The 24680-nt window shown below is 64.7% G+C and carries 27 protein-coding genes and 1 riboswitch; of the genes, 9 read left to right on the top strand and 18 right to left on the bottom strand.

Annotated elements, in window-relative coordinates:
* Window positions 1-12: 12 nt before the first annotated feature.
* From QQL28_RS18760 to QQL28_RS18720, 9 genes are all read right to left on the bottom strand, one after another.
* Window positions 13-471 carry an SRPBCC family protein gene (locus QQL28_RS18760; RefSeq protein WP_284267588.1) on the bottom strand — a complete coding sequence of 153 codons (459 nt, stop codon included), beginning with the start codon at window positions 469-471 and terminating at the stop codon, window positions 13-15.
* Entirely contained in the window at window positions 431-1318 is an 888-nt protein-coding gene (locus tag QQL28_RS18755; protein WP_284267585.1) for an XdhC family protein, read from the bottom strand. The genes QQL28_RS18760 and QQL28_RS18755 overlap by 41 nt, the downstream gene beginning before the upstream one ends.
* A gap of 11 nt (window positions 1319-1329) precedes the next feature.
* Window positions 1330-2538, bottom strand: coding sequence for a vWA domain-containing protein (locus QQL28_RS18750; RefSeq protein WP_284267583.1), 1209 nt, complete (start codon window positions 2536-2538; stop codon window positions 1330-1332).
* A complete protein-coding gene (locus tag QQL28_RS18745; protein ID WP_284267581.1) occupies window positions 2535-3401 on the bottom strand; it encodes an AAA family ATPase in 867 nt (288 codons plus the stop codon). The genes QQL28_RS18750 and QQL28_RS18745 overlap by 4 nt, the downstream gene beginning before the upstream one ends.
* A gap of 2 nt (window positions 3402-3403) precedes the next feature.
* The gene (locus QQL28_RS18740) at window positions 3404-5824 is read right to left on the bottom strand and encodes an aerobic carbon-monoxide dehydrogenase large subunit (protein ID WP_284267579.1); all 2421 of its coding nucleotides are present in this window, start codon (window positions 5822-5824) and stop codon (window positions 3404-3406) included.
* Window positions 5821-6321, bottom strand: a complete 501-nt coding sequence (locus QQL28_RS18735; RefSeq protein ID WP_284267578.1) for a (2Fe-2S)-binding protein — start codon at window positions 6319-6321, stop codon at window positions 5821-5823. Before QQL28_RS18735 ends, QQL28_RS18740 begins: the two co-directional genes overlap by 4 nt.
* An 11-nt stretch (window positions 6322-6332) precedes the next feature.
* Window positions 6333-7196 carry an FAD binding domain-containing protein gene (locus QQL28_RS18730; RefSeq protein WP_284267700.1) on the bottom strand — a complete coding sequence of 288 codons (864 nt, stop codon included), beginning with the start codon at window positions 7194-7196 and terminating at the stop codon, window positions 6333-6335.
* Window positions 7197-7419: 223 nt separating this feature from the next.
* On the bottom strand, window positions 7420-8622 hold the full coding sequence (locus QQL28_RS18725; RefSeq protein ID WP_284267577.1) for an MHYT domain-containing protein: 1203 nt from the start codon (window positions 8620-8622) through the stop codon (window positions 7420-7422).
* Window positions 8623-8724: 102 nt separating this feature from the next.
* Window positions 8725-9303 carry a 6,7-dimethyl-8-ribityllumazine synthase gene (locus QQL28_RS18720; protein ID WP_284267576.1) on the bottom strand — a complete coding sequence of 193 codons (579 nt, stop codon included), beginning with the start codon at window positions 9301-9303 and terminating at the stop codon, window positions 8725-8727.
* Between the two features lie 77 nt (window positions 9304-9380).
* Window positions 9381-9531: riboswitch (FMN riboswitch) on the bottom strand.
* A gap of 404 nt (window positions 9532-9935) precedes the next feature.
* On the opposite strand from QQL28_RS18720, the gene QQL28_RS18715 reads away from it, so the two are divergent.
* Both QQL28_RS18715 and proC read left to right on the top strand, forming a co-directional pair.
* A complete protein-coding gene (locus QQL28_RS18715; RefSeq protein ID WP_284267574.1) occupies window positions 9936-10436 on the top strand; it encodes a type III secretion system chaperone family protein in 501 nt (166 codons plus the stop codon).
* Window positions 10437-10629: 193 nt separating this feature from the next.
* Window positions 10630-11457, top strand: a complete 828-nt coding sequence (proC, locus tag QQL28_RS18710) for a pyrroline-5-carboxylate reductase (protein ID WP_284267572.1) — start codon at window positions 10630-10632, stop codon at window positions 11455-11457.
* 141 nt (window positions 11458-11598) lie between these two features.
* Here the strand turns inward: proC and QQL28_RS18705 are convergent, their stop codons facing one another.
* From QQL28_RS18705 to QQL28_RS18680, 6 genes are all read right to left on the bottom strand, one after another.
* On the bottom strand, window positions 11599-12006 hold the full coding sequence (locus QQL28_RS18705) for a thioesterase family protein (protein WP_284267570.1): 408 nt from the start codon (window positions 12004-12006) through the stop codon (window positions 11599-11601).
* 162 nt (window positions 12007-12168) lie between these two features.
* Entirely contained in the window at window positions 12169-12405 is a 237-nt protein-coding gene (locus QQL28_RS18700; protein WP_431309619.1) for a tautomerase family protein, read from the bottom strand.
* Between the two features lie 69 nt (window positions 12406-12474).
* Complete coding sequence (gene hisS / locus QQL28_RS18695) at window positions 12475-13953, bottom strand: histidine--tRNA ligase (RefSeq protein WP_431309618.1); 1479 nt, start codon at window positions 13951-13953, stop codon at window positions 12475-12477.
* A 148-nt stretch (window positions 13954-14101) separates the two neighbouring features.
* Window positions 14102-14629 (bottom strand): YegJ family protein, encoded by a 528-nt coding sequence (locus QQL28_RS18690; protein WP_284267699.1) that lies wholly within the window; start codon window positions 14627-14629, stop codon window positions 14102-14104.
* 235 nt (window positions 14630-14864) lie between these two features.
* The gene (locus tag QQL28_RS18685) at window positions 14865-15755 is read right to left on the bottom strand and encodes a branched-chain amino acid aminotransferase (RefSeq protein WP_284267561.1); all 891 of its coding nucleotides are present in this window, start codon (window positions 15753-15755) and stop codon (window positions 14865-14867) included.
* Window positions 15756-15880: 125 nt separating this feature from the next.
* On the bottom strand, window positions 15881-16963 hold the full coding sequence (locus QQL28_RS18680) for a branched-chain amino acid aminotransferase (protein ID WP_284267559.1): 1083 nt from the start codon (window positions 16961-16963) through the stop codon (window positions 15881-15883).
* Between the two features lie 344 nt (window positions 16964-17307).
* Here QQL28_RS18680 and QQL28_RS18675 point away from each other — a divergent pair, with 344 nt between their 5' ends.
* Genes QQL28_RS18675 through QQL28_RS18665 form a run of 3 tightly spaced genes read left to right on the top strand, consistent with a single transcriptional unit; the run spans window position 17308 to window position 19985 of the window.
* Window positions 17308-17850 carry a MarR family winged helix-turn-helix transcriptional regulator gene (locus QQL28_RS18675; protein WP_284267556.1) on the top strand — a complete coding sequence of 181 codons (543 nt, stop codon included), beginning with the start codon at window positions 17308-17310 and terminating at the stop codon, window positions 17848-17850.
* Entirely contained in the window at window positions 17847-18575 is a 729-nt protein-coding gene (locus QQL28_RS18670) for a response regulator (RefSeq protein WP_284267555.1), read from the top strand. The genes QQL28_RS18675 and QQL28_RS18670 overlap by 4 nt, the downstream gene beginning before the upstream one ends.
* Window positions 18576-18596: 21 nt before the next feature.
* Window positions 18597-19985 carry an ATP-binding protein gene (locus QQL28_RS18665; RefSeq protein ID WP_284267554.1) on the top strand — a complete coding sequence of 463 codons (1389 nt, stop codon included), beginning with the start codon at window positions 18597-18599 and terminating at the stop codon, window positions 19983-19985.
* Window positions 19986-20087: 102 nt separating this feature from the next.
* Here the strand turns inward: QQL28_RS18665 and QQL28_RS18660 are convergent, their stop codons facing one another.
* Together QQL28_RS18660 and QQL28_RS18655 are read right to left on the bottom strand one after the other, a co-directional pair.
* Window positions 20088-20624: a DUF3617 domain-containing protein gene (locus QQL28_RS18660; RefSeq protein ID WP_284267553.1), complete on the bottom strand. Its 537-nt coding sequence runs from the start codon at window positions 20622-20624 to the stop codon at window positions 20088-20090.
* A gap of 37 nt (window positions 20625-20661) precedes the next feature.
* On the bottom strand, window positions 20662-20967 hold the full coding sequence (locus QQL28_RS18655; RefSeq protein ID WP_284267552.1) for a hypothetical protein: 306 nt from the start codon (window positions 20965-20967) through the stop codon (window positions 20662-20664).
* 182 nt (window positions 20968-21149) lie between these two features.
* Between QQL28_RS18655 and QQL28_RS18650 the strand changes: the two genes are divergently transcribed.
* The 4 genes from QQL28_RS18650 to QQL28_RS18635 all read left to right on the top strand — a co-directional run bounded on the left by QQL28_RS18650 (window position 21150) and on the right by QQL28_RS18635 (window position 23907).
* A complete protein-coding gene (locus tag QQL28_RS18650; RefSeq protein ID WP_284267551.1) occupies window positions 21150-21617 on the top strand; it encodes a hypothetical protein in 468 nt (155 codons plus the stop codon).
* 104 nt (window positions 21618-21721) lie between these two features.
* A complete protein-coding gene (locus tag QQL28_RS18645; protein ID WP_284267549.1) occupies window positions 21722-22414 on the top strand; it encodes a ribonuclease T2 family protein in 693 nt (230 codons plus the stop codon).
* 166 nt (window positions 22415-22580) lie between these two features.
* Window positions 22581-23441 carry a 23S rRNA (adenine(2030)-N(6))-methyltransferase RlmJ gene (locus tag QQL28_RS18640; RefSeq protein ID WP_284267545.1) on the top strand — a complete coding sequence of 287 codons (861 nt, stop codon included), beginning with the start codon at window positions 22581-22583 and terminating at the stop codon, window positions 23439-23441.
* Between the two features lie 250 nt (window positions 23442-23691).
* Window positions 23692-23907, top strand: coding sequence for a cold-shock protein (locus QQL28_RS18635; RefSeq protein ID WP_027523068.1), 216 nt, complete (start codon window positions 23692-23694; stop codon window positions 23905-23907).
* 70 nt (window positions 23908-23977) lie between these two features.
* Here the strand turns inward: QQL28_RS18635 and QQL28_RS18630 are convergent, their stop codons facing one another.
* A complete protein-coding gene (locus QQL28_RS18630; protein ID WP_284267544.1) occupies window positions 23978-24601 on the bottom strand; it encodes an outer membrane protein in 624 nt (207 codons plus the stop codon).
* Window positions 24602-24680: the final 79 nt, after the last annotated feature.

The following is a 24680-nucleotide window of genomic DNA, read 5'->3' as shown; positions in this document are numbered from 1 at the left end:
TCTTATAAAGTTCTAACCAGCCTCCGCCTTCGCACCAACCACTGCGGCAAACGACTTGAAGAATTCGCCGGCGAGCTTCGTCGCCGTGGAGTTGATCAGCCGCGCGCCGAGCTGGGCGAGCTTGCCGCCGATCTGGGCGTCGACATCATAATGGAGCACGGTGCTGTCCGCGCCGTCCGATTCCAGCCGCACCACGGCGCCGCCCTTGGCGAAGCCGGCGACACCGCCGGAGCCTTCACCCGAAATGCGATAGCTGTTCGGTGGTCGAAGATCGGACAGCGTCACCTTGCCGCCGAAGGTCGCCTTCACCGGGCCGACCCTGAAGACGACGGTCACGGTCATCTCGTTTGGACCTGTGACCTCGAGCGACTGACAACCGGGGATGCACTGCTTCAGCACATCGGGATCGTTGAGCGCCGCCCAGACCTTGTCACGGGATGCGGGAATGCGCTGGCTGTCGGTCATCTGCATGGTCGATCTTCTCCTTGTCCGTGGGCGAGGTGGCCGCACGCTGGCCGCGGCGGCGCGCTTGGGTGATCTCGGCAAGGATCGACATCGCGATCTCCTCCGGCGTGATGGCGCCGAGATCGAGCCCAGCCGGCGCCTTGACGCGATCGATCGCGGTGGCATCGATGCCCTCCGCGATCAGTTTTGCGCGCAGCGCCGCCATCTTGCGGCGGCTGCCGACGAAAGCGTGATAGACGGCCTCAACGGCGACCGCGGCGCGCAACGCGGCCTCGTCGCCCTTGCCCTGCGTCGAGACCACGACGAAGCGTTTTGTCTCCGTCAGTTCGCCCAAGCTGTAGCCGTCGATGAGCGTGTCCGCCTCGGGCTGCGATGCGAGATCGGCCGATGGCGCCGCGAGCGTGACGTGAAAACCGAGGGTGCGCGCCTGCGCCGCGAGCGACAGCGCAACCGGGCTCGCGCCGAGCACGACGAGCGAGGGATGCGGCAGCACCGGCTCGACGAAAATGTCCATGGTGCCCTTGCTTGGGCACATGTTGCTGGCAAAGCGGATGCCGTCGCGGCTCTCGCCCGCGCTGACGCCGAGCTCGGCGAGCAGATTCTCCGGCTGCACCGAGACCATCCGCGGCACGCCGTCGGCGAGCGCCTCGCGCGCCGCCTTCAGCACCGCGCCGCGGGCGCAGCCGCCGCCGATCCAGCCCGCGACGATGCGGCCGTCGGCCGCGATGATCGCCTTCGCGCCGGCTTTCGCCGCCGTGACCGATACGGTGCGCACCACGGTGGCAAGCACGAAGGCGCGCTCGGCGGTCTTCATCTGCGCAACGAGATCCAGCACTTCCACCTGGGTCGTCATTGGCGCCTCCGTCAGAGCTTCGCCAGATAGGGCTCGAGCGCACGCAAGCTTTGCAACGTATTGGCGGGCGCATAGAGATCGACATAAGGCAGCGCGGCCTTGATGCCCCTCGCCTCCGGCGCGTAGCCCGCCCATGCCATCATCGGATTGAGCCAGACGATGCGCCGGCAACGCCGCGACAGCGCCGCCATCTCCTGACCGAGCAGTGCAGCATCGCCGGTCTCATAGCCGTCGGACACGATCATCACGCAGCTGCGCGAATGGATCACGCGCTGCGCATGCCAGCGATTGAAGCTTTGCAGGCTCTCGCCGATCTTCGTGCCGCCACCCGCGCCCTGCGCCATGATCGAGAGGCGGTCGAGCGCGCGGCCGGCATCCTTCTCCTTCAGCGCGTCCGAGACGTAAGCGAGGCGCGTGTGGAACAGAAACGCCTCGGCCTCGTGGAATTCGTCGAGCACACCGTGGATGAAGCGCAGGAACACCGACGTGTAGGCGCTCATCGAGCCGGACGCATCGAGCAGAACGATAAGCCGCAGCGGCTTGTCTTTGCGCTGCCGCTTCACCAGGCTGATCGGCACGCCGCCATGGCTGATGTTGCGATGGATGGTGCGGCGGAGATCGAGCCTGTAGCCGCACCGCCGGGCAAGATCGCGCCGCGTCAGCCGCGTGCGCATCACCCTTGCGAGCTGCGCCGCGGCTTCGTGGGCCTGCGCGATCTGGTCGGGATCGCTGAGCTTGCGGAAGTCGACCTCGGCAAGATTCTCGGCGCGCGAGGCACCTTCCATCCGTCCCTCGCCGCCGCGCCGATCTGGCGCATCGTCGGATGACGGGATCTGGTCGGCCAGCGCTTGCTTGCCGCCCGGCTCTGTCGCCCCATCCTGCAAGCCCTTGAGCGACGGGCTGCTCGCGCCTTGCGCCAAGCCGGCCGTCCGCGAGCGCGAGCGTACGCGCCTGCCGACCCAGAATGCGTCGAACAGGCCGTCGAACTTGTCCCAGTCCGACTTGCGTGCCGAAAACAGATGCTTGAACGCTGAACGCAGGAGGCTGGGACGTGCGGCATAGCCCGCCGACATCAGCGTCGCCGCATCCTGTCCCTCGGCGAGCCCGATCCGGAATCCGGCGTCGCGCAAGGTGCGCAGGAAAGCTGCCAGCCTTGCGGAGATAAGTCTTGAGACCGCGTTGAGATCGTCGAAATCGGGGCTCGCGCCGCAACAGCTCATGCGACCCTCCCGAGCAGGCGCTGCGTCACCTCAGGTGTGACGCGTGCGCGGTCCTCATGCGTCTTCAACAGGCAAATCAGCGTCTCATGCACGGTCTCCGGTGCATCATGGAGATCGCGGATGTCGAGGCCGACCAGCGCGGCCGCCCAGTCCAGCGTCTCCGCGACGCCAGGCACTTTCCGCAATTCCTCCTTGCGGACGCCCTCGACCATGCGCGCGATCTGGAGCGACAGCGACGGGCTTGCGCCCACAATCCGCGCCAGGATGATGCGGGTCTCGCGATCGACGTCGGGATAGTCGACATAGTGATAGAGGCAGCGCCGGCGCAACGCATCGGAGAGCTCGCGCGTGCCGTTCGAGGTCAGCACCACCTGCGGGATGGTGATCGCCGGGATGGTCCCGAGCTCGGGGATCGAGACCTGGAAGTCGGACAACAGCTCCAGCAAGAACGCCTCGAATTCGTCGTCGGCGCGGTCGATCTCGTCGATCAGCAGCACCGGCGCCTGCGCGCGGCGGATTGCGGCGAGCAGGGGGCGCTCCAGCAGGTATTTCTCCGAGAAGATCTGGTCCTCGATACTGTCGGTGCCGCGATGCGCCTGGATCGCCAGCAATTGGCGCTGGTAGTTCCATTCATAGAGCGCGGAGGACTGGTCGAGGCCCTCATAGCATTGCAGGCGGATCAGCTCGGTCACATGCACTTTGGCGAGCGCCTTCGCCACTTCGGTCTTGCCGACGCCCGCCTCGCCTTCCAGCAGCAGCGGACGCCGCAACAATTGCATCAGCGAGATCGCGGTCGCGAGCTCCGCGTCGGCGATGTAGCCCGACGCGGCCAGCGCTTGCGCGATCTCGTCGCGGCCCTTCATCGCTACGCAACCGCGCCCAACGTCTTCGCCGCCTTCCAATTGCGCCAGTAATCGTGCGGCATCTGGATGTGCGTCGCGCCCAGGAACGCGAACGCGTCGTTGACGGCGTTGGAGAAGGCCGGCACGCCGCCGACATTCGGGCTCTCGCCGACGCCCTTGGCGCCTATGGGGTGATGCGGCGACGGGGTGACGGTGAAGTCGGTCTCCCAATGCGGCGTTTCGACCGCGGTCGGCATGAAGAAATCCATGAACGAGCCGGTGACGACGTTGCCGGTGTCGTCGTAGCGGATCTCCTGCCCCATCGCGATCGCGAAGGCCTCGGTGAGGCCGCCATGCACCTGGCCCTCGATGATCATCGGGTTGATGCGGGTGCCGCAATCATCGAGCGCGTAGAAGCGCCGGACCTTGTAGACGCCGGTATCGACGTCGATGTCCATCACGCAGAGATAGGCGCCGAACGGATAGGTCATGTTGGGCGGGTCGTAGTAGCTGACCGCCTCCAGTCCCGGCTCCATGCCCGGCGGCACGGAGTTGTACGCCGCCCAGCAGATATCCTTCATCGACATGAACTTCTCCGGCAGGCCCTTGACGCGGAAGCCGTCGATGTCCCATTCGAGATCGTCCTCATGGACCTCGAGCTTGTAGGCCGCGATCATCTGCGCCTTGGCCTTGATCTTCCGCGCAGCCATGGCGATCGCGGCGCCCGCGACCGGTGTGGAGCGCGAGCCGTAGGTGCCGAGCCCGTAAGGCGCGGTGTCGGTGTTGCCCTCCTCGACCTGGATATTGTCGGCGGGAATGCCGATCTCGGTCGCGATGATCTGGGCCCAGGTGGTCTCATGGCCCTGGCCCTGGCTCTTGGTTCCCATGCGCGCGATGCCGGCACCGGTCGGATGCATGCGGATCTCGCAGGAATCGAACATCGCAATACCGAGGATGTCGCAGTTCTTCGACGGGCCGGCGCCGACGATCTCGGTGAAGAAGGAGACGCCCAAGCCCATGACCTCGCGGGTCTCGCCGCGCTTGAAGGCCGCGCGCTTCTCCGCCTGCTCCTTGCGAAGCGCAGCGTAGCCCGTCGTCTCCATCATCTTGCGCATGGCAGTGTGGTAGTCGCCGGAATCGTATTCCCAGCCTAATGCCGAATGATAGGGAAACTGCTCCGGCTTGATGAAGTTCTTCAACCGCAGCTCCGCTGGATCCATCCCGAGCTTCTGCGCCAAAATGTCCATGGCGCGCTCGATGCAATAGGCCGCCTCGGTGACGCGGAACGAGCAGCGATAGGCGACGCCGCCCGGCGCCTTGTTGGTGTAGACGCCGTCCACCGCCAGATGCGCCGTCGGGAAATCATAGGAGCCGGTGACGATGTTGAAGAATCCCGCCGGCCATTTCGACGGATCGGCGCAGGCATCGAACGCGCCGTGATCGGCGAGCACGTGGACGCGCAGGCCAGTAACCTTGCCGTCCTTGGTCGCCGCGATCTCCGTCGTCATGTGATAGTCGCGTGCGAACGAGGTCGCGGTCAGGTTCTCGATGCGATCTTCGACCCATTTCACCGGCTTGCCGGTGACGATGGAGGCGACGGCGGCACAGATATAACCAGGATAGGCGCCGACCTTGTTGCCAAATCCGCCGCCGATGTCTGGCGAGATCACATGGATCTTCTGCTCCGGCAATTTCGCGATCAGCGACACCACGGTACGGATCACGTGCGGAGCCTGGAACGTGCCCCAGATCGTCAGCTCGCCCTTGATCTTGTCGAACGAGCAGACGCACTGGCAGGTCTCGAGCGGCGACGGATGGGTCCGGTGATAGGAGATCATCTCCTTGATCGTCACCTCAGCCTTGCGGAAGGCCGCGTCGGTGAGATCCTTGTCGCCGACCGTCCATTCGAAGATATGGTTGTGATGCTTGCGCGGACCATGAGCCCCGGTCGTCTTTCCGGCGAGGTCCTCGCGCAGGACAGGCGCATCCGGCGCCATCGACTTGAAGGGATCGACCAGCGGCTGCAAGGGTTCGTACTCAACAACCACCTTGTTGACGCCGTCGTCGGCGGCATAGCGGTCGGTCGCGACCACGAAGGCAACCTCCTGGTTCTGGAAGAGTACCTTGCCGTCGGCCAAAACCATCTGCACGTCGCCGGCGAGCGTCGGCATCCAGGCAAGGTTCACCGTCTTCAGCGTCTCTGCCGTGATCACCGCGAGCACGCCGGGGACTTTCAGCGCCTCCTCCGAATTGATGGATTTGACGCGCGCATGCGCATGCGGCGAGCGCACGAAGTCGCCGTGCAGCATGCCCGGCAGCTTGACGTCGTCGACGTAATTGCCCTTGCCTTGGGTGAAGCGGATGTCCTCGACGCGCTTGCGCTTGCAGCCCAGGCCTTCGAGTGCGGCGGTGCGTTGTTCCCGCGTGGGAGTTAGGTCGTTCATTCCGCGGCCTCCTTGAATTCGATGCCGTTGAGCTTGGCAGCGGCGTATTGAATCGCCCTCACGATGTTCTGGTAGCCGGTGCAGCGGCAGATGTTGCCGGAGATGCCCATGCGGATCTCCTCTTCGGATGGCGAGGGATTCTCTTTCAGCAAGCGGTGCGCCCGCATGATCATGCCGGGCGTGCAGAAACCGCATTGCAGGCCGTGCATCATGCGAAAGCCTTCCTGCAAGGCCGACAGCGAGCCGTCGGCGTTGGCCATGCCCTCGACCGTGGTGATGTCGCTGCCTTGGGCTTGGACAGCAAACATGGTGCAGGACTTCACCGACATGCCGTCGATATCGACGGTGCAGGCGCCGCAATGCGTGGTCTCGCAGCCGATATGGGTGCCGGTCATCCCGAGGCTCTCGCGGATGAAATGCACCAGCAGCGTCCGCGGCTCGACGAGGCCTTCGACCTCGGCGCCGTTCACCTTCATGGTCACATGCGTTTTCGCCATCGATCCCTCCCCTAGCGCGCGCGGCTTGCGGCGCGTTGCAGCGCCCGCGCCACCATGATGCCGCCGACGTGCTTTCTGTATTCGACCGGACCGCGGGTATCCGCGGCCGGCGCCATGATCGCTTCGGCCGCAGCGGCCGCGTTCTTCAGCGCAGCCGCATCGAGGCTCGTGCCGATCACGGCTTGCGCGGCCGCAGTGGCGAGCAGCGGCGTCTCGTGAACATTGGTGAGCCCGATCGCGCAGCTCGCGACCTTGCCGCTCGCCATGGTGAGCACGACGGCTGCGGCGGCGGTCGCGTAATCGCCGACCTTGCGCTTGAGTTTTTCGTAGGCATAGCCGTGACCTGGCGCTGGCACCGGGATCGACACCGCAGTGAGGATCTCGCCGGGCTCGAGCGCGGTGAAATAGGCGCCCTGGTAGAAATCGGCCGCCTTCACCTCTCGGGCGCCGTTCGGGCCTTCGAGCCGATAGGTCGCGCCCAAGGTCAACATCAGCGCCGGCATGTCATTGCCGGGATCGCCATTGGCGACATTGCCGCCGATCGTGCCGCGGTAGCGCACCTGCGGATCGGCGATCAAAAGCGCGGCCTCATGCAGGATCGGCACTGATCTTGCGACATCGTCGGAGGCGAGCAGATCATGCTGGGTGGTCATCGCGCCAATGACGAGGCTATTGCCGTCGCGGCCGATGCCCTTGAGGCCGGCGATGCCGTGGAGGTCGACCAGATGTGCGGGGCTCGCCAGCCGAAGCTTCATCATCGGCACCAGGCTGTGCCCGCCGGCCAGCGGACGCGCGTCCTCGCCGAGGTCGGATAACAGTTTGACGGCATCGGCAACGCTTGCCGGCCGGTGATAGCTGAATGCGCCGGGGATCATCATCTCCTCCCAATCGTCCTTGCGCACGGTGGCGCGGACGTTGGGCGGGACCGTCCTCTCTCGACAGGCTCCCCGCAATCATTCGGGCACGGAACAGCGGATTTCGCACGAAATGCGGATTGGAACGCACGAATTGCGTCAGCCCGCGCGACCTATGGACTCTCTTCTCTCTTCACCTCTCCCTGCTTGCGGGGAGAGGGAGTGAGGCAGCTCGACTACGTCTCTAAGCGTGTCGCCGTGTCGCCAGTCCCAGCCTCGCCTTCACCTCGGCGATCTTGGCCCGGCTGACCGGGACCCGATGCGGGGACGGGCCGTCCAGCTCAAGAACGGCACCGTCGCCCTCCCTGCGGACGGAGGCGACGTGAGGGATGCAAACGATGTGGCTGCGGTGCACCCGGAGAAACAGGCTCGGATCGAGCTGCGCTTCGGCCTCCGAGATCGACCACGGGCACATGCGCTCTCGGGTGCCGTCATGCACCCGCGTATAGTGGGCATCGGCACGGACGCTGCGGACGTCGGCCGTATCGATGAAATGCGTGCCGTCGGCACCCTCGACCGGCAGACGCGGGACGGGCGCCGCGCGCGGCGGCTGGCCGACGCCGCCAAGCGGTGCCGACACCGGCCGCGGTGACGCCGCAGCTAGAAGCGGCGCAGCAACCTCGACCGCAGGCGCCGTCGGATCGCCGGCCATCGCAGGCACGACCGTTTGCCGGCGCGGATCCGGCACCAGCGACAGCAGGAAGCCGGCGGCGATCACGAAGCACAGCACGGCCACCACGATGGAAAGGATTTGCTGCGACGCCGCAAGGCTGCCGCCGAGATGCCGATGCGCTTCATCCGTGAGCGGCATGAAATGCATGCCGTGCATGGCGGTGTAATGCATGCCGGACACCGCGACACCGAACGCGATCGCGCTGACGATCAGACGAAGCCCTTCCTGCTGCGCGAGGAAGGCACGCAAGCCGCCATAGGCGGTGACGATCGCCACCGCGACCGAGAGCAGCACCATCGATTCATCATGTTGGATGGTGAAGGGTCCCGAAAGCCCGTGAATGCCCACGTAATGCATGCTGGCGACGCCGACGCCAAGCAGCACGGCCGAGAACACCACCCTCTTCAGTGAAGGTTCGCCGATCGACACGAAGAACAGGGAGATGCCGACCACCAGCGCGCAGATCAGAAACGAAATGATGGTGGGCAACACGAGATAGACGGTGTCCGGCGGCAGCGGTGCCGCCAGCATGCCGACGAAATGCATGGTCCAGATGCCGACGGCGAGAAATGCCGCCGCGCCCGCAAGCAGCATGCGGTTGCTGACGCCCGGCGCGTTGCGGATGCGTGCTGCAAGCGCAAAGCCGGTATAGCCGCCCAGGCTCGCGATCGCCACGGAAAGTGCGACGAGATAGGGATCGTGTCCTTCGAACATGATCTTGCCGGCCAGCCCGTCTCCACGGACCGGTCTCCTCCCGCCGCCGAGTTTATCAACGCGGCGGCGGAAATGACAATCAGCGGCGCGCCAGGCGCAAGGTTACACGATCCCCGCCGCGACCTGGCCGCGCAGCCGCTCCAGTCCGTGCAGCGTGTTGGCGCAGGCCTCGGCAACCTCCACGCCCTTGATCGCAAAGTGCTTGCGGAAGAAGTCGTAATGCACCTCGGTCTCGTGGAATTGCTGCGGCGTCAGCACGGCGGAGAACACCGGCACCTCGGTGCGCAGCTGCACGTCCATCAGCGCCTTGATCACGGTGTCGGCGACGAACTCGTGGCGGTAGATGCCGCCATCGACGACGAGGCCGGCCGCGACGATCGCGGTGTAGCGCCGCGTCTTGGCGAGGATCTGCGCGTGCAGCGGGATCTCGAACGAGCCCGGCACCTGGAACACGTCGACATGCGTGAGGTGCCGCGCTTCGGCCTCCTTCAGGAAGGCGAAGCGCGCCTCCTGCACGACGTCGTGATGCCAGCAGGCCTCGACGAAGGCGACCCGCTGCGGCTTTGCGAAGCGGGGATGCGCGTGCGCCGGCGGCTCGGGTGGAACCGGCGGAAGCTGGGTTTGCTGGGAGGGTTGAAGCTGGGACGCTTCGACTTGCGGGTCTTGCAACATCTGATTCATGGCTTTCCTTCATAAGGACCAGAATCAGGGCATACGGAACGACAAACGGCCGCATCCTCACGATGCGGATCGCCACCGACCGTTCTCTTTCATCCGGACTTTGACCGTCGGCTTCGGAGTTGCACCGAATCTGCTGACCCTTCCCCTTTGCGGAGGAAGGCGCTCGCGGGCTTGGCCCTCTAGGACCTTACCGCCGGTGGGGACTTTCACCCCGCCCTGAGAACATCGGCCGTCCGGAATGAACGGCCTGTCGAGAAATATGGCGCCGCGGCGCCGCGCCGGCAAGCGTGTTCCGCATGGGAAATGAGCATTGCCCCATGCGATTGGGGCGGTCCGGCGCCCCGTGGAACGGAATTTTGGGACGGCATTAACGGTTGGCGCGCCTGTCGCTCAATCCGATTCCGATTTGTTCTCAAATTAATAATTGTGACCAAGATGAGCTGTGGACGAGCAGGTTCGCGCTTGTGGACGGACTCGCGACGGAGTTGCGCAGATTCCGCAAATCACATCAGTTGATCCCCGAAAGGCCCGCGCGATCCGAGGGGATCGCCGTCAGCGACGTTAAGGGAGCGCGCGCCGGGCCAACCCGCGTGCGTATCAAGATAAACAAAAAGGCAAGAGGTCGAGACGGCATGTCCCTGCTCGAAAGCAATATCGATTCCCGCAGCCACCCGCTCACGGTGGTGGAGGACATCGCCGCCAGCAACAACTGGGCGTTCGAACGTTCCGGCGAGGACGAGATCACCATCGTCTCCAAGGGGCAGTGGACCGACTATCAGCTCTCCTTCACCTGGATGGGCGACATCGAGGCGTTGCATCTGGCCTGTGCGTTCGACATGAAGATTCCGGTCGCGCGACGTCCCGAAGTGCAGCGGCTGGTCGCAGCCATCAACGAGCAATTGTGGGTCGGGCACTTCGATCTGTGGACCCACACCGGCATGATCATGCACCGCCAGGCCCTGATGCTGCCGGGCGGACTGACCGCCTCGACCGCGCAATGCGAAGCCATGCTCGCCGGCGCCATCCACGCCTGCGAGCGCTATTTCCCCGCGTTCCAGTTCGTGGTGTGGGCGGGCAAATCGACCACCGAGGCGATGGACGCCGCGATGTTCGACACCGCGGGCGAGGCGTAGCTCCCTCCCCACGTCGTCCCGGGGCGCGCGCAGCGCGAGCCCGGGACCCGTACCGCGTGATCTCGCCGTATTGCACGATGCTTGTTGCCAGCATCTGCATCAACTAAAACGCCTGTGGTAACGCGACGAGCGCAAGCGCTCGCGCGGGAGTCCTGGCTTTCGCCAGGACGACATCGAGCGAGTGGCAACCGCAATGGCGAACGACAGCACCTTGAAGAACATCACCGGCACCATTCTCCTCGCCGGCGCGGGCAAGATGGGCGGCGCGATGCTGACGGGATGGCTGGCGCAGGGCCTCGATCCGCGCCGTGTCGCGGTGATCGAGCCGCATCTGTCGCCCGAGATCAGCGCGCTCGCTGCGAAGGGCGTTGCGCTCAATCCGGATGTGACGAGCGCCGGCACCGTCGAGACGCTCGTCGTCGCGGTGAAGCCGCAATTGTTCCGCGAGGCCGGCGCGAAGCTGAAGCCCTATGTTTCCGCAGGCACCTCGGTGGTCTCGATCATGGCCGGAACCACGATCACCTCGCTGCAAGAGGTCTGTGGCGGCGCCGTCGTGCGCGCGATGCCGAACACGCCGGCCGCGATCGGCCGCGGCATCACGGTTGCGGTGGCCGCGAGCAATGTCAGCGACAAGCAGCGCGCGGTGGCCGACGCGCTGCTCCGCGCCACCGGCTCGGTCGAATGGGTCGATGACGAAAGCCTGATGGATGCGGTCACGGCCGTCTCCGGCTCGGGCCCTGCTTACGTCTTCTTGCTCGCCGAAGAGCTCGCGCGCGCCGGCATTGAAGCGGGTCTGCCGGAGGTCCTCGCAACCAGACTCGCGCGCGAGACCGTGGCCGGCGCGGGCGAACTGTTGCACCGCTCTGAGCTCGCATCGAGCACGCTGCGCCAGAACGTCACCTCGCCCGGCGGCACCACCGCCGCCGCACTCGCGGTGCTGATGGGTGATCCCGGCCTGCGCGACCTGATGATCCGCGCGATCGCAGCTGCGACGAAACGGTCGAAGGAATTGGCGAAGTAAAGTAACGCGCTGTCGTCGGGTGGGCAAAGCGACTTGTCCGCCGTAGCTCGAAAAGCGAAGGCGGAAGCGTAACCCACCTCTTCTCTCGCCATGGGCGTGGTGGGTTACGCCTTCGGCTGACCCACCCTACGACATCATTGCCTACGGCTTCCGTTCCGGCACGCCAAACCGTTTGGTGAACTGCTCGTAGTTCACGAGCCCTCGCGCGTGTTTGCCCTCGCCGATCTTGCGCTCGCCGTCGAAGGCTTCCACCGCAAAGCGGATGACGCGCCGCTCGACCTCGATCACGCGCGCGGTGGTGCGCACGGTTGCGCCGACCGGCGTCGCCGCGAGATGGCGGACATCGACCTCGGTGCCGACGGTGATCCAGCCCGGCTGCAGCGCGCCGCGGACGGCATCGCCCGACGTCACCTCCATCTCCAAGATCATCATCGGCGTCGCATAGACCATCGGCATGCCGGACACGAAGTGCCCAACGGTGCGCTCCGGCGGCACCACGAGGGTGCGCTCCGCGCTCATGCCGATCTTGATGACGTCGCGCGCGTCCATGGTGCCTCACTCACGGTGTCATCCCGGACAAGCGCAGCGCAGATCCGGGATCCATAACCACAGGAAGGTGTTTTGCGAAGGCCGACAATTGACAGCTCGCGCAACAACGCAAGCCTGTGGCTATGGGTCCCGGCCTTCGCCGGGACGACAATTGTGATATGGCTACTTCTTCGCCGCAGCCGCGCGCTCCACGAACGTCTTGCCGCCCTTCATCTTGTGGCGAAGCGGAGCTTCGTTGATCTGGATGACGACGGCATCGGCATCGACGCCGAGATTCTTCACCAGCGCCTGCGTGATGTCGCGCATCATGCCGGCCTTCTGTTCGTCGGTGCGGCCTTCGGCCATGCTGATGGTGATCTCAGGCATCTTGTTCTCTCCCTTGCGGCCGGACGGGCCAATCACGATGGCGCCATCAAACAGGACGCAGATGCCCGGGACAAGCCCGGGCAGGACGGCACTCGCGAATAGCTAACCCCAGCTCACGTCATGGCGCGCGAGCACCTCGCGCACCTTCGCGACGAGGTCAGCCTCGCTGCACGAGAACTGCGCCGGGCGCGTCTCGCGCCATTCCTGGTTGGAGGCGATCGCGGCCGCGGCCTTGGCGCCTTCGATCAGATCCTTGATCTGCACCTCACCGCGCGCCTTTTCATCCGAGCCCTGGATGATCACGCAAGGCGAATTGCGGCGGTCGGCATATTTGAGCTGGTTGCCCATGTTCTTGGGGTTGCCGAGATAGAGCTCGGCGCGGATACCTGCGGTGCGCAACGCGCTGACCATCTTTTGATAGTCCGCGACGCGGTCACGATCGAACACGGTGACGACGACGGGCCCGAATTCGGGCCGCGTGTCGAGCTTGCCGAGCAGAGTCAGCGCGGCCTGCAAGCGCGACACGCCGATGGAAAAACCTGTCGCCGGCACCGGCTCGCCGCGGAAGCGCGAGACGAGGCCGTCATAGCGTCCGCCGCCACCGACCGAGCCGAAGCGCACGGGACGGCCCTTCTCGTCCTTGGTGTCGAGAAGGAGTTCGACCTCGTAAACGGGGCCGGTGTAGTATTCGAGGCCGCGGACGACGGAGGGATCGATAAGAATCCTCTTAGTTCCGTAGCCACAAGCGTGCGCCAATTCGGAGATTTGCTCGAGTTCATCAAATGCCTGCTGGCAAAGCGGATGAGGAAAGTGAGCGCGAAGCTTCGTCAGCGTTGCTTGATTTGTAGTGTAGAGGTCATGCCCGATAGTCTTAGAGTCTTCTCGCAGCCACTGAGGAAGTTGCTTACCCTCAGCTACGTCGGGGTTAGAGTGTAGCAAGGTCATCACTTCGTGGATTTGATCGTCGTCGAGACCTGCACCTTTCGTGAAGTCTCCGCTTTCGTCCTTACGACCCTGGCCAAGAAGCAGGCGAACTCCCTCCTCACCGAGGCGGTCGTACTTGTCGATCGCTCTCAGGACCGTCAAACGACGAGCAAAGTTTGCTTCGCCACCGAGGTCTACCGACTCAAGCACGCCATCGAGAACCTTGCGGTTGTTCACCTTCACCACGTAGGAGCCGCGCGCAATGCCGAGCGCTTCCATCGTGTCCGCGGCCATCATGCAGATCTCGGCGTCCGCCGCCGGCGTCGCCGAGCCGACCGTATCGGCATCGAACTGCATGAACTGGCGGAAGCGGCCGGGGCCGGGCTTCTCGTTGCGGAAGACGTAGCCGGCGCGGTAGCTGCGATAGGGCTTTGGCAGCGTATCGAAATTCTCGGCGACGTAACGCGCGAGCGGCGCGGTCAGGTCGTAGCGCAAGGAGATCCACTGCTCGTCGTCGTCCTGGAACGAGAACACCCCCTCGTTCGGGCGATCCTGGTCGGGCAGGAACTTGCCGAGCGCGTCGGTGTATTCCATCGCCGGCGTTTCCACCGGCTCGAAACCGTAGAGTTCGTAGACGGCGCGGATCTTTTCGACCATCTGGCGCGTGGCCTTGATCGCGGCGGGATCGCGATCCTCCAGCCCGCGCGGCAGGCGCGCCTTCAGTTTCTGGGGTTTTTTGGGTTTTTCGGCCATGCGCGGCGTTTACCAGCCGACGCGCGATGCGGCAACCCGGTCGTCCCCTCTCCTACGGCTGCTCCATCCGCGCGCGGAGCGCGTCGGCGTCGGCTTTCGGCATGGATTTGAGCAGCGGCTTGATGGTCTCGCCGCCGACGATCTTGTCGTTGCGCATGAACATCCAGTCCGAGATGTCGGCATCCCTGAACTCGACGAGGTCGCCCTCCCGCTTTCCCGGCAGGTCGCGCGGCCGGTTGGCGAAGCGTCCGGAATAGGTGCCGTTGCCGAGCTTCTTCACGTCGGCCATCCAGTTGTGCTCGGCGTTGGTGCCCGATGTCGGGAAGCGCACCTTCAGGGAATGTCCGGCCTCCGTCCCTTTTGGCGCATCGTAGGACGCCCAGAACGTCGGCAGCGTGTTGCGCGCCCGGGCGATCGCGGCGTTCATCTCGGGGTTGCCGGTGCGGACGTCGATGACGGGCGAGCGATCCTGGGCCCCGACCTGCGGCGCGGGGCCGATCGTCAGAATGCCGAAGACCGTGATGCCGGTGATGGCAGCGAGCACTGCCCATTTCAGGGGTTGAGTGAGCCCAGGAGCCATGAGCGGATGTCCAAATGCCTCGATGTCTCCGGCTTTGTCGCGCGATTGCGCGGGTGCGTTCATGAGAGGTGTTCCTCACCTCGCCCCGCTTGCGGGGAGAGGTCGGATTTGCGCCGAAGGCGAAAATCCGGGTGAGGGGGACTCTCCGCGAGTTCGTCTGTCACCTGGTTTGCGGATGCAGCCCCTCACCCCAACCCTCTCCCCGCGAAGAGCGGGGAGAGGGAGAGGATAGATCTCACGCTGCGGCCTGCCTGCCCTTGGGCTGCACCTCGACCGCGTAGTCCCGCATCAACTGCTCCGAGATCGCCCCCGGAATAAACCTCCACGCCGCGATTTCGGAGACCGGGGTCACCTCGGCGGCGGTACCGGTGATGAAGCACTCGGCAAAGCCGTCGAGCTCCTCCGGCATGATCCGCCGCTCGATCACCTCGATGCCGCGTCGCCTGGCGAGATCAATCACGGTGGCGCGGGTGATGCCGGCAAGGAAGCAGTCGGCGATCGGGGTGTGGAGCTTGCCGCCCTGGACGAAGAAGATGTTGGCGCCGGTGCATTCGGCGACGCGGCCCTCCCAGTCCAGCATCATCGCATCCGCATAGCCTTTGCGCTCGGCCTTATGTTTGGAGATGGTGCAGATCATGTAGAGGCCGGAGGCCTTGGCGAGAGCCGGGATCGTGCGCGGATCGGGTCTTCGATACTCGGCGAGATCCATGCGAATCCCCTTCAGCCTCTCGGCGGGATCGAAATAGCTCGGCCATTGCCAGGCGGCGATGGCGAGGTGAATGGTGTTGTTCGGGGCGGAGACGCTCATCATTTCAGATCCGCGCCAGGCGATCGGGCGGAGATAGCCATCCGGCAGATTGTTCGCGTCGATCGCGAGCTGCTTCGCCGCGTCGATCTCCGCGACCGAGAACGGGATCTCGAAATCGAGGATGTTGGCCGACGCCTTCAGCCGCTCGGAATGCGCCGTGCTCCTGAACACCCTGCCGCCATAGGCGCGCTCGCCCTCGAACACGCAGCTCGCATAGTGCAGGCCGTGGGTCAGCAAATGGACGTTGGCCTCCTTCCACGGCACCAGCCTGCCGTCGTACCAGATGACGCCGTCGATATTGTCGAATGAAACGCCCATGGCTCTCTCCCGGTGCTGTTGAATATTGCGCGCACGCGCCCACGCGCGCGTCTTCACGAGACGCGTGCCGGCCGTGCTGAACTCAAGGAAACGTCAGGGAAGCGGCGGACGATGTCCGCCGCCGGTCAAAAGACCTTTCTGATCCAGTCGTGCGGGTCGTTGGTCCGGCCGTACTGGATGTCGACCAGCTGCTTGCGCAGCCCCATGGCGACCGGGCCTGCTGCGCCGCCGCTGATGAGGAAGTCGCCGCTCGCCGAGCACACCTTGCCGATCGGCGAGATCACGGCCGCCGTGCCGCAGGCGAAAGCTTCCTTCAGCTTGCCGCTGGCCGCATCCTTGCGCCACTGGTCGATCGTGTAGGGCTCCTCGCGCACGGGCGTGCCGGCGTCCTTGGCCAGCGCGATGATGGAGTCGCGGGTGATGCCTGGCAAAATGGTGCCGAGCGGCGGGGTGATCAGCGAGCCGTCGTCGAACACGAAGAAGATGTTCATGCCGCCGAGCTCTTCGATGTAGCGGCGCTCGACCGCATCGAGGAACACGACCTGGTCGCAGCCATGCTCGATGGCCTCGGCCTGCGCGCGCAGGCTCGCGGCGTAGTTGCCGCCGCATTTGACGGCGCCGGTGCCGCCGACCGCGGCGCGCGTGTAGTTCTCCGACACCCAGATCGAGACGGGCGCAGGGCCGCCCTTGAAATAGGAGCCGACTGGCGAAGCGATGACCGCAAAGATGTATTCCGCCGACGGCTTCACGCCGAGGAAGATCTCGTTGGCGATCATGAAGGGCCGCAAGTAAAGACTGCCCTCGCCGCCCGGGATCCAGGCGCGGTCGATCCGCACGAGCTGCTCGACCGCCTCGATGAAGACGTCCTCGGGCAGCGGCGCCATCGCCATGCGCTCGGCCGAGTTCTGGAAGCGCCGCGCGTTGGCGTCGGGGCGGAACAGGTTCACGCCGCCGTCGTCGCGCTTGTAGGCCTTCAGGCCCTCGAAGATCTCCTGCGCGTAGTGCAGCACGGCGCCGGCCGGATCGAGCTGAAAATTGGCGCGGGCTTCGACATGCGCGTCATGCCAGCCGCCCTTGGCCTGGCTGTAGCGGACCACGGCCATGTGGTCGGTGAAGACCCGGCCGAAGCCAGGGTTCGCAAGCTTTGCCGTGCGTTCCTTCTCGGAGGTCGGGTTGGTGGCGGGCTGGATTTCGAATTTCAGACTCATTTTTTTCCTTGCCTCCCGCTGTCGCAATCGGCGCGCGGAATCGCGCCGGCCTGCCTCTTTCGGGCTTGATAACTTAACCAGGTCTGGCCCCGACCGTGACCAGCCTTGTTACGGCCGGTTTCCCGTGGCCAGCATGTCGCGACAGGACATGCTTTTGCGGAGGACGGAAGTCCAGTATGTTTTGCCGATATGCCGCTCGACAATCGCACGGTAGATCTGGTCCGGCCGGCGCTGCCTGTCCGGCACTTCCCCGGCCGCCTTGGACAACATCATCCCGAACGAAAGCGATCTAATATTTCGTCCGGATCGATCGTTTTGTAACATTGAACCCAAGATACGTCAATATGCCTGACATAAATTTCGCAAACCCCGCCCCTGACGCGACCGAGACCAAGTCCGCCGTCGCCGAAAGGGACAATTTTCGCTGGGATATCATCGAGCTCCTGTTCTTCGCCTATCGCGATTTCGTCGGCGATCCCGACCAGGAGCTGGAGGCGTTCGGCTTCGGCCGGGCCCATCACCGCGTCATGCATTTCGTCTACCGCTATCCCGGCCTCAAGGTCGCCGACCTCCTGGACGTCCTGCGCATCACCAAGCAGTCGCTCGGGCGCGTGCTCAAGCAGTTGCTCGATGAGGGCTATATCGTGCAGAAGACCGGCGACAACGACCGTCGCCAGCGCCTGCTCTATGCGACGCCGAAGGGCGAGGCGCTGGTGCAAAAGCTCGCCGGGCTCCAGACCACGCGAATCAACCGGGCGCTCGCCGAGATCGGCGCCCAGGATGCCGAGACCGTGAAACGCTTCCTGCGTGCCATGATCGACCGCGAGGATCCCGACAAGGTGCTGGAGACGATCTTCGCCAACGTCAACCAAGCCACAAAGGAGTGACCGTGCCACTCGCTGCCACGCTCGCCCGTCCGCCGGTGGAGCCCGCCGACGACGCCCCGCATATCCTGCTCGTCGACGACGACCGCCGCATCCGCGATCTTCTGTCGCGCTTTCTCGCCGCCGAGGGCTATCGCGTCTCGACCGCTGCCAGCGCCAGCGATGCCCGTGCCAAGCTCATGGGCCTGCATTTCGATCTGTTGATCCTCGACGTCATGATGCCCGGCGAGACCGGCTTCGATCTCGCCCGCTTCATCCGGACATCCTCCTCGGTGCCGATCGTGATGCTGACGGCGCGCCACGAGGCGGAAGCCCGCATCGAGGGCCTCCAGATCGGCGCCGACGACTATGTGGCGAAGCCGTTCGAGCCGCGCGAGCTTGCGCTGCGAATCAACAACATCCTCAAGCGCACGGCCCCGCCGCAGGTCACCACCGTCGAGAAGGTCGCGTTCGGCCCCTACGTGTTCCATCTCGATCGCGGCGAATTGCGCCAGGGCGATGAGGTCATTCACCTGACCGACCGCGAGCGCGAGATGCTGCGCATCCTCGCAGACAGCCAGGGTGAGACGGTGCCGCGCGCCGCGCTGACCGGCAACGGCAGCGTCAATGAGCGCGCCGTCGACGTGCAGATCAACCGCCTGCGCCGCAAGATCGAGCGCGATCCCGCCAATCCCCTGTTCCTCCAGGCCGTGCGCGGCATCGGTTACCGGCTGGTAGCCTCGCCATAGAGACCGGATGAAGCGGACGCGATGAGTACGATCGACACCGGCCTGACGCTGCTGCGGAGCGCCGCCGACCGCGTATCCGCCGTCAATGGCTGGATGGGCAATGCGTTCAAGAGCTGGATGCCGACCGGCCTCTATGCCCGCGCGCTGCTGATCATGATCGTGCCGATGGTGGTGCTGCAATCGGTGGTCGCCTTCGTGTTCATGGAGCGGCACTGGAACACGGTGACGCGAAGATTGTCGGCCGCGGTGGTGCAGGACATCGCCGCGCTGATCGACGTCTACAAGGGCTATCCGCAGGACAAGGACCGCGACCAGATCCGGCGCATCGCGCAGCAGCGGTTGGGCCTGGTGGTCGACTTCCTGCCCGCCGGCGACATGCCGCAGCCTGGACCAAAGCCGTTCTTCTCGCTGCTCGACCAGACGCTCTCGGTGCAGCTCGGCCGCCAGATCGGACGCCCGTTCTGGATCGACACCGTCGGCCGCTCCAACGTCGTCGAGATCCGCATCCAGCTCGACGACGCCATCATGCGCGTGTTCGCGCAGCGCAGCGCGGCCTATGCCTCGAACTCGGAGATATTCCTGTTCTGGATGGTCGGCACGTCCTCGATCCTGCTGATCGTCGCAGTGCTCTTCCTGCGCAACCAGATCAAGCCGATCCTGAAGCTCGCAGACGCCGCGGAAAGCTTTGGCAAGGGCCGCGATGCGCCCAACTTCCGCCCGCGCGGCGCACGCGAAGTCCGCCGCGCCGCGATGGCGTTTCTGGAAATGAAATCGCGCGTCGAGCGATCGATCGAGCAGCGCACCGCAATGCTGGCCGGCGTCAGCCACGATCTGCGCACCATCCTAACCCGGTTCAAGCTGGAGCTGGCGCTGATCGGCGACAATCCCGAAATCGAGGGCATGCGCAAGGACGTCGACGAGATGTCGATGATGCTCGAGGACTACCTCGCTTTCGCCCGCGGCGATTCCGGCGAGCAGTCGCAGCCGACCGACATGGCGCAGGCGCTCGAGGAGCTGCGCAGCGACGCCGAACGCCACGGCCATACCGCAACCGTCGCATTCCACGGCCTGCCCGTGGTGACGGTGAAGCCGGCCTCGTTCAAGCGCTGCCTTGCCAACCTCGTCACCAATGCGGCGCGTTACGGCAAGACGATCGCCATCGCCGGTGCACGCGATCACCGCTACCTGACCGTCACCATCGACGACGACGGACCAGGCATCCCCGCGCATTTGCGCGAAGAAGTGTTCAAGCCGTTCCTGCGGCTGGACAACGCCCGCAACCAGGACGAAGGCGGCACGGGCCTCGGCCTTGCGATCGCCCGCGACATCGCCCGCTCGCATGGCGGCGACATCACGCTCGGCGACAGCCCGATGGGCGGATTGCGGGCGAGCGTGCGGATACCGGTGTAAGCTGTGTAGCCCGGATGGAGCGCAGCGGAATCCGGGACCCATGATGCAGGACGATAGATTGGCCCCGGATTTCGCTTCGCTCCATCCGGGCTACGAACCCAACTACTTCGGCAGCAGATCCTTCAGCTTGGCGGCGTCCTTGACGTTCATCTTGAAGCCGCCGGGCATCACGATGTCGCCGGGCTTCTGATCGGCCTTGCACGGGCCGAGCCACTTGGCCTCGATCGTCGTGGTCGCGTCGTGCCCCGCAGCTCCGGCGACGCCGCCCTGGATGTGCGCGGTGCTCTTCACCGTATAGGCGGTGTTGAAGTCGCCGGTGATCTCCGCATGCGAGGTCGTGGTGGCGCCGGCGACGTTGCAGACGGAATCGCTGACATAGCCGGTCGCGGTCTTCTGGATGTCCTGCTTGGTGCAGATCTGCTTGGCCATCGGGGAGACGTTGTTGTTCATCTCCTTGTCGATGGTCTCGTCGGTGCAGTGCTGCATGGTCATTTCCGGCATCGGCCCGCCGGACCGGAGCATCTTCATCTCCCAGAGGCCGGCCTTGCGCACCGGCAGATCCACCGCATGTGCAGCCGCCGCCGCTGACATCGCGAGCGCGAGCAGGCTCGCGCAGAAAACAATAGGCCGTCGCGTCATGCGCCAAACTCCCGGTCGTCGCTTGCTGTCTAAAGGATCAGTACAGCGTGCGCAGCGGCTGCTCGGCCGCGCCATACGGCACCCAGCGGCAGGCGAAGGAGATGTAGCCACCGTCATAGGGCTGCATGGCGAGGAATTTCACCACCTTGCCGTAACGGGCGCAGTGGTCGACCGCGATCTGCCGCGCATCAGCCTGCGTCGCCATCGAATAGGCGATGATGCCGCCGGTGTCGTTGCCCTTGAAGGGCGGCACCGGAAGGATGTCGGCGCGCGCCGGCACGCCCGCCAGCAATCCCGAGACAACCAGGCTGGCAAGAAGGCTCGCTGCCGCAATGATTCGCATTCCCGTCACTCCATCTGTCTGGCGCCAGTTTACGGTGCCGCGGACGTGCTGAAAAGAACGGAAGGCCTGTTAGGTGCGACGTTGCGTGCAACTCGCTGGCGAGTGTTGCCGTGCTGCACTTGACCTCTCCCCACCTTCGCGGCACGGTCCGATACTTGCACACTAAGCTCCTCGGATGGCCCATGCGCGACCTCGCCACCTCCCTGAAATCGCTCCGCTTTGCCGCGGTATTCGGCCTCGTTCTGGGGGCGCTGTCGCTGACCGAGGCCAAGGCCGCCAATCCGCTGGAACTGAACTTCTGGCTGGATGGGCCGCGCTATGACGGCCGCGTCGCCGATTGTGACAAGGCACTGCCGACGATCGCCACCCAGTTCTGGGAGAAAGAAAGCTCGTTCTGGAATTCCTCGTTGAAAATCACGGGCTTCGCCGGCGTCCACGAGACCGCCTTCCGGCCCTGGCAGTCCGACAACATTCCGCGCCGCTACTGCACGGGCTCGGCCATGCTCACCGACGGCAAGGTGCGCACGGTGCATTTCTCGATCATCGAGGACGGCGGCTTTGCTGGCTTCGGCCAGGGCGTCGAATGGTGTGTGGTCGGCCTCGACCGCAACTGGGCCTACAACCCGGCCTGCCGGGCAGCAAAACCCTGATTCGGGCGAATCGTCGCGCCAAAGCGGACGGCGTCAATTTTGTTCTTGAAATGTTCTCGTCGCCTGCTAGGCTTTGGTGCACAGTCTAGTTGAAGGGCGTCGTCATGTTTCATTCCAGATTGCATTCCCTGTCCCGTTTCCTGATCTCCCTCGTCCTCACCGCAGGCCTCGTTGCGCTCGCAGGCAGCGCGATGGCGCAGGACAAGCGGCAGAACGCGCCCGGCGAATTCGATTTCTACGTACTGTCGCTGTCCTGGTCGCCGTCGTTCTGCGAGGAGGCAGCCGAGCGCGGCGGCCGCTCCCAGATCCAGTGCGGCGGACGGCCCTACGCCTTCGTGGTGCACGGGCTGTGGCCGCAATATGAGAACGGTTTTCCGGAATACTGCCAGCGGCCGGCGCCGCGGCTGAACCGCAACATCGTCTCCTCCATGCTCGACCTGATGCCGGCGCCGGGGCTGATCTTCAACGAATGGGACAAGCACGGCACCTGCTCGGGCCTGTCGGACCGCAATTACTTCGAGACCATCCGGAAAGCGCGCGCCGTCATCAAGATTCCGGCCGAATATCTCGATCTGTCGCAGGCCAAGACCGTGGCGCCCGCCGATGTCGAGGAAGCCTTCATCAAGGCCAATCCGGGGCTGAGCAGCTCGGCCGTTTCGGTGACGTGCAACCGGACACGGCTGTCGGAGGTGCGCATCTGCCTGAACAAGGACCTGCAATTCCGCTCCTGCGAGGAGCTCGACCGCCGCGCCTGCCGTCGCGACCAGGTGACGATGCCGCCGATCCGCGGCGGCTAGCCTCCAAGTCCGTCATTGCGAGGAGCTCGCGACAAAATTGCGCAGCAATTTTGCGCTGAAGCGACGAAGCAATCCAGACTGCCGCAGCGGGCAAATTTCTGGATTGCTTCGCTTCGCTCGCAATGACAATGGATTGGATCGCACAAGATAACGTAGCCTCCGGTCCATGAGCTACCGCCACGCCTTTCACGCCGGCAGCTTCGCCGATGTCATCAAGCACATCGTGCTGGCGCGCATCCTGAGCTATCTCCAGGACAAGCCGGGTGCGTTCCGCGTCATCGACACCCATGCCGGCGCCGGCCTCTACGATCTCGAAGGCGATGAGGCGCGACGCGGCGGCGAGTGGTTGACCGGCATCGCCCGCGTCATGCAGGCACGCCTGTCCAACGAGGTCGCCGCACTCACAAAGCCCTATCTCGACATCGTCCGCGCCTTCAATCCGCGCGGCGAATTGAAGACCTATCCAGGATCGCCGCTGATCGCGCGTGGCCTGTTGCGGCCGCAGGATCGCCTCGTCGCCTGCGAGCTCGAGCCGAAGGCGCGCAAGGCGCTGATCGATGTGCTGCGCCGCGACGCGCAGGCGCGTGTCGTCGATCTCGACGGCTGGGTTGCGCTGCCGGCTTTCGTGCCACCGAAGGAGCGGCGCGGTCTGGTGCTGATCGATCCACCCTTCGAGGCCAAGGACGAGTTCGAGCGGCTCGCAGAAGCCTTCTCGGAAGCGTTCGCCAAATGGCCGACCGGCATCTATGTGATCTGGTATCCCGCCAAATCCAGGCGCGCCACCGACGCACTCGCGCAAGCGGTGGCGCAGGCGGCAGCCGCAGCCAAACCTCAGGGGAAATGCCTGCGGCTTGAATTCAGCGTCGCACCGCAAAGTACCGACGCACCGCTGGCCACGACGGGGCTCTTGATCGTCAACCCACCCTTTACGCTGCAGGGCGAGCTGAAGACCATCCTGCCGGAGCTCGAAAAGCCGCTCGGCCAGGGCGGCGCGGCCCGTTTCCGCCTGGAGGTACCAAGGCCCTAAAGTAGTACACCTATTGGGAAAACTATGCATGAACGGTAGTCAATCTGCAAAGAACCGTATTATGCTGTGCCAAGTGACTGGCTTTACGTTCCGCTTCCGCGAATGGTTGCGGCGGAGTGAAGGCCTAAGAAGGATCCAGGCGGACTGACACGTCCGCCCAAGGGTGGCCAGCTCCCGGGCTCGTATGTCCGGTCATGCCGAGGTGCGGGCATGCATCACGGCGGAGGAGCAATGCGGGGGAGGAGTCCCGATGGCCATGACGGGCACGGTTAAGTTTTTCAACGGCGAACGCGGTTACGGCTTCATCAAGCCGGACGATGGCGGTCGCGACGTCTTCGTTCACATCACGGCGGTGGAGCGGGCGGGACTGAAGGACCTCACCGAAGGACAGCGTATCACTTTCGAAGTCGAGCCGGACAAGAAGGGCAAGGGACCCAAGGCGGTCAACCTGGTGATCCTCTCTTAGGCGACTGACGCAAAAAAGTCCCGGCCGCGAGGCCGGGAGGTTCAGGTCCGGTATTTTCTTCTTTAAGCTATCAGAAGTGATAGTTCACGCCTGCGCGCACCACGCTGGCGCTATAGCCGTTCGACACGCCGGTGATCGCGAACTGGCTCGAGGACAGATCAAGGAAGAGATATTCGATCTTGGCACTCCAGTTCTGCGCGATGCCGAACTCGGCGCCGACACCTGCGGTCCAGCCCACCGTGGTGTGCGATTCCGTCCAGCCAAAAGTCTCCGCACGCAACTCGCCGAAGGCAAGACCGGCGGTGCCGTAGAACAGGATGTTGTTGAAGGCGTAGCCGCCGCGACCGCGCACGGTGCCGAACCAGGGATTGGAGAACTTCCACGGCGCGAACGTATCGTCGGCGCCGGCGGCCTGGATATCGCCTTCCACGCCGAACACCCACGGGCCGTTCTGGAAATTGTAGCCCGCCTGGATGCCGCCGACGAAGCCGGCCGGCTTGGCGGGATTGTTGCTCACCGAGCCCCATTCATAACCGAGATTGGCGCCGAGATACGGACCGGCCCAGCTGTAGGCATTGAGCGGCTGGTTGACGGTATAGGGCGCTCGCTGTCCGTAATTGAGATCGGCGGCCTCTGCCGAAGCGCTCCAGCCCACGGCAACCAGAGCCGCAGCGCCCACAACGAGCCTCTTCATCACACTCTCCAACGCAACTGCCGCAAGGCCATCGCGATCTGCATGCGCCGCCGCGCAAGGCAAAACCGCATGGTTAGGG

It is taken from the genome of Bradyrhizobium iriomotense (assembly GCF_030160715.1).
GTDB lineage: Bacteria > Pseudomonadota > Alphaproteobacteria > Rhizobiales > Xanthobacteraceae > Bradyrhizobium > Bradyrhizobium iriomotense.
This window is presented reverse-complemented; position numbering and strand designations above follow the sequence as displayed.